Below are 5,153 nucleotides of genomic sequence, written 5' to 3'. Positions count from 1 at the left end.
ATACCAGGCCTCGACGGTCGACGATGACAGCGGTGGCGGAAGCGCCGGCAACGGCGACGGGCTGGTCAATCCCGGGGAAACGATCGAACTCAGGGTCCAGCTCAGGAACTTCGGCAGCCAGAACGCGACCGGAGTGACGGCGACACTCACGTCGGACGATCCGTACGTCACGATCCTCGACGGGCAGGAGAGCTTCGGGGACATCCCCGCGGGAGCGACAGCCTGGTCTGCGGACGACTTCGACATCCGGATCGACCTCGGCTGCCCCGACGCGCGCGAGATCCGGCTCGGGCTCGACGTCGCCTCCGGCGCGGACCTGTGGCACTCGCTCATCGATCTCTCCGCGGTCGCCGCAGATCTGGTCAACCTCGGGACAACGCTGTACAACGCGGGGGGCAACGGGCTCCTCGATCCGGGAGAGACGGTCGAGATGAGCTCGGTGCTGCGGAATGCCGGCCATGCGACCGCATCGAGCGTGGTCGGACACCTGTCATCGCTGAGCCCCTACCTGACCGTCGTCGACGGCACGGCAGGCTTCGGGACGATCCCCATCAGCGGATCGGCCAGCAACTCGGGAGACCGATTCGTCATCAGCGCGTCCTCGGAGACCTTCCCCGGGCATCTGGCCACCTTCGCGCTTCAGACGGAGTTCTCGGGAGGAGTCCGCGACACGACCGTCGCCACTGTCGTGGTCGGCCAGCGGGTGACCACCGATCCGGTCGGACCGGACGCGTACGGATACTATGCCTTCGACAACACCGACATTTCTTACGAGGAAGCCCCGACGTACGCGTGGGTCGAGATCGATCCGGACAACGGCGGAGCCGGAACCGAGATCAACCTGACCGATTTCGGCGGGAACCAGGACGACACCGAGAGGGTCGATCTCCCCTTTCCCTTCACCTACTACGGCCAGACCTACAACCGGATCTCGGTCTGCTCGAACGGCTGGATCGTGATGGGCTGGAGCTATCTTTCGGATCACAGGAACTGGACGATCCCCGGCGCCGGAGGGCCGCAGGGGATCATCGCCGCCTTCTGGGACGACATCCGCCTGACCAGCGGAGGCGAGGTCTACTACTGGCACGATGCCGCCAATCATCGATTCATCATCGAGTGGAGCCGCGTCTTCAACGACCAGGGCGGAGCCGAGACCTTCGAGATCATCCTCTACGATCCGGCCTACCATGAGACATCGACCGGCGACGGGCCGATCGTCTTCCAGTACATGGCCGTCACGAACAACGATTCCGCCGACAACTACGCCACGACGGGGATCGAGAGCCCCGACGGGACGACCGGCATCCTCTACACCTTCTACAACACCTATGCGTCCGGCGCGGCGACGCTCGCGGCGGGACGGGCGATCCGCTTCGTGCCGGTCATGGCGAGCCCGATGGGAACCCTCTCCGGCTATGTGAGAAACGGCTCGGCAGGAGGGACGCCGGTCGCTGGGGCAGAGGTGCGCGTCCTGGAAACAGGGAGGACCTTCGTGACGGCGGGGTCCGGCCGGTACGAAGGCACCCACGCCGGGGGCACCTACACGATGGTCGCGAGCCATGCCGGCTTCGAGCCCGACACCGCGCTGGGCGTCGTGGTCGTCCCTTCGCAGACGACCACCCGGGACTTCGTCCTGATCGACAACCTGGGCCCTGCCATCGCCACGACGCTCCATCCTTCGACGACCGACACGCTGGGCCCCTACTTGATCCCGGTCACGATCAGCGACGCCTCGGGGCTCTCCATGAGGAGCTTCTACTATCGCGGGGCGAGCGCGTCATATACGGAGGCTCCACTGGTCTTCCAGGGTGGCGACAGCTACCTCGCCGAGATCCCGGGGCAGTCGTACATCACGCGGGTCGAGTACTACGTCTACGCCAAGGACACCTCCAGCCGCGAAACGTACGATCCGCCTGGCGCGCCGGCTCTCTTCCACTCCTTCTTCGTGACGCCCGAGACGAGCCTCTTCGCCGACGAGATGGAGATCGACCAGGGGTGGACCGTGGGAGCGCCCGACGACGACGCGACGACGGGGATCTGGGAGCGGGTCGATCCGAACGCGACCTATCTCGATCAGACGATGGTGCAGCCCGAGGATGACCACACCGCGGCTCCAGGAACGCTCTGCTTCATCACGGGCCAGTCGGCGGTCGGTGCCGATCAGGGGGCGAACGATGTCGATGGAGGCAAGACGACCCTCACCTCTCCCCTTCTGAATCTCTCCTCCTACGGCACGGTCCGCCTCGAGTACTACAGGTGGTTCACGAACGACACCGGCAACGATCCCGGCCAGGATCCCTGGGTCGTTCAGATCTCCGACGACGACGGGCAGAGCTGGGTCTCTCTCGAGAACACCACCACCTCGGCTCGGAGTTGGACACGGATGGAGTTCGATCTCGGCGACTACATCTCTCTCACACCTGTCGTGCGGCTGCGCTTCGTCGCCTCCGACTATCCGAGCGGGGCGATTGTGGAGGCGGGCGTCGACGACGTGCGGCTGCTGTTGACGGGCGTGGTCGGCGCTCCCGAGACGAATGCCGGGCCCTCGGTCTTCTCGCTCCTCCAGTGCCGGCCGAACCCTTGCGGAGCGGCGGGGACCTCGATCGGCTTCTCCCTCGCCCATCCGGGGACCGCGCGCCTCGATCTCTATGACATCCAGGGCCGGGCGGTGCGCAGGCTCCTCGACGGGCCGAGGCCGGCCGGCTTGCAGTCGGTCGTCTGGGACGGAAGGGACGAGGGCGGGGCGGCCGCGCCTTCGGGGATCTACCTCTACCGCCTGCGGGCGGGCGGACGGAACGAGGTCAGAAAGCTCATCCGGATCGAGTAGCATGCCGGCTCATCGAGCGCCTCGACCCGGATAGAGTCGAGGCGCTCGGGTTACGCACCCAGGACGGGCATCGGGCCACAAGTGGAGGGGTCATGCTATCGTGCCGAGCCTTCGCCGCGCTGTTCGTTCTCGCGTCACTCAGTAGTGTGCCTGCGGTTGGGGATCCCGTGCGTCTTGTGGCCGGGGAGGCTGCGGAGGCGCTGCCCGGGATCGAGGTGATCTCTTCCGGGCGGGAGGGTTGCGAGCTTCGGTTCACGCTGGCGGAGCTTGGCGTGGAAGAGGTGCGGGTCGAGGGGGAGGAGTTTCAGATCCTGACGATTCCGGGGGGAGGTCTCTCCGGGGAGATCGGGGCGCCGGGGTTGCCGACGTTCGGTCGTTTTGTGGCGGTGCCGGATCGTGGCGGGGTTCGCGTGGTGGTGGAGGTTGAGGAGCAGGAGGAGCTGGCGGGGTACCGTCCGCTTCCGGTGCAGGCGGACGAGGAGGGCGCGCCGTTTGCGTACGATCTGGGGGCTTACGCGCGGGGCGGATACGGGGATGTCTTGGCGGCGGAGGCTGGGGAGCCTGCGGTGTTGCGGGACGTGCGGGTGGTGCCGTTGGAGTTTCGTCCCGTGCAGTGCGATCCGGTTGCGGGGAAGCTTCGCGTGGCGCGGCGGATCCGGGTTTCGGTGGAGTTCGAGGACTCGGGCAGCGCCAACGAGAAGGTCTCATCCGATCGTCCGATTCCCCCTTCCTTCGACAGCATCTATCGCAGGCTGATCGTCAACTATCCGCTCCTGGGAGAAGGGGGGATCGAGATCGAGCCCGGCGCTTGGGTTTTGATCTGTCCGAACGACACGCAGGTGACGACGCGCCTGCAGCCTCTGGTGGACTGGCGCAAGCGGATGGGGTATCCGGTGACCGTCGCCACGACGGTCCAGACGGGGACGACGAACACGGCGATCAAGAGCTGGATCCAGAACGCCTACAACACGTGGGAGATTCCCCCCGAGCACATCGTCCTGGCGGGGGACGTCACCGGGAGCTACGTGATCCCGACCTGGCACGAGACGCTCTCCGGCTACGGCGGCGAGGGGGATCATCCTTACACGCAGCTCGACGGGGCCGACATCCTTCCCGAGGTCCACATCGGGCGCCTCTCCTTCTCCTCGCTGACGGAGCTCGATGTGATCGTCAACAAGATCACCGGATACGAGAGCAACCCGCTCGTCTCCGACCCGAACTGGTTCAGGGGGGCTTGCCTCGCGGGCGATCCGGGCCAGTCGGGCATCAGCGTCATCCAGGTGCAGCAGTGGATCAAGACGAGGCTCCGCCAGCTCGGGTACACGCAGATCGATACCGTCTATTCGGGCGACTTCGTCACGCAGATGCGCACTTCTCTGAACCGCGGGGTCGGCCTCTTCTGCTACAGGGGATGGCTCGGGATGAGCGGCTGGTCGAACAGCTACACCTACCAGCTCACCAATGGGATGAAGCTCCACTTCGCCGTGATCATCACATGCGGGACGGGAGGATTCGATGACACCCAGTGCTTGTCGGAGGGCTTCCTGCGGGCCCACTCGGGCGGCAATCCGAGGGGAGGGATCGGGGCGATCGGAACGGCCACGAGCGGGACGCACACGCGCTACAACAACTGCGTGACCTACGGCATCTTCCAGGGGCTGCTCTACGAAGAGCAGTACACGCTCGGCTCCGCCCTCACGCGCGGGAAGCTGGAGCTGTTCCTGAACTACCAGGCCCGCGAGCCCAACACGGTCACCATCTGGTGCCACTGGAACAACCTGATGGGCGATCCGGCGGTCGATTGCTGGACCGGCTTCCCGGAGACCTTGACGGTGACCCACCCCTCGAGCCTCCCGATCGGCGCCAATTCCGTCACGGCCACGGTCCTCAAGGGGGGCCTCCCGGAGAGGGACGCCAAAGTCTGTCTCCTCAAGGGAACCGAGACGAACGTGGTCGGCTTCACGGACGCCAACGGCGAGATCGAGCTGCCGGTCTCGGCTCCGACGGCGGGCGACATGCTGATCACGGTCACCAAGCACGATCGCAAGCCCTATCTGGCGACGATCCCCGTGGCCGCGACGGCGAGATTCGTGGGATACCAGGCCTCGACGGTCGACGATGACAGCGGTGGCGGAAGCGCCGGCAACGGCGACGGGCTGGTCAATCCCGGGGAAACGATCGAACTCAGGGTCCAGCTCAGGAACTTCGGCAGCCAGAACGCAACCGGAGTGACGGCGACACTCACGTCGGACGATCCGTACGTCACGATCCTCGACGGGCAGGAGAGCTTCGGGGACATCCCCGCGGGAGCGACAGCCTGGTCTGC

2 protein-coding genes are annotated in these 5,153 nt (G+C 66.0%); both read left to right on the top strand.

Annotation, left to right across the window (positions count from 1 at the left end; all coding sequences use genetic code 11):
• A partial coding sequence (locus FJY88_11725) for a T9SS type A sorting domain-containing protein (GenBank protein ID MBM3288001.1) occupies window positions 1–2,827 on the top strand: 2,827 nt, incomplete at its 5' end.
• Between the two features lie 92 nt (window positions 2,828–2,919).
• Window positions 2,920–5,153 (top strand): hypothetical protein (locus FJY88_11720; protein MBM3288000.1); only part of this gene is annotated, 2,234 nt, incomplete at its 3' end.

The sequence above is a fragment of the Candidatus Eisenbacteria bacterium genome, from assembly GCA_016867495.1.
Lineage (GTDB): Bacteria > Eisenbacteria > RBG-16-71-46 > CAIMUX01 > VGJL01 > VGJL01.
Note: the sequence above shows the minus strand (reverse complement) of the source record. Positions and strands in the feature narration are given on the sequence as shown.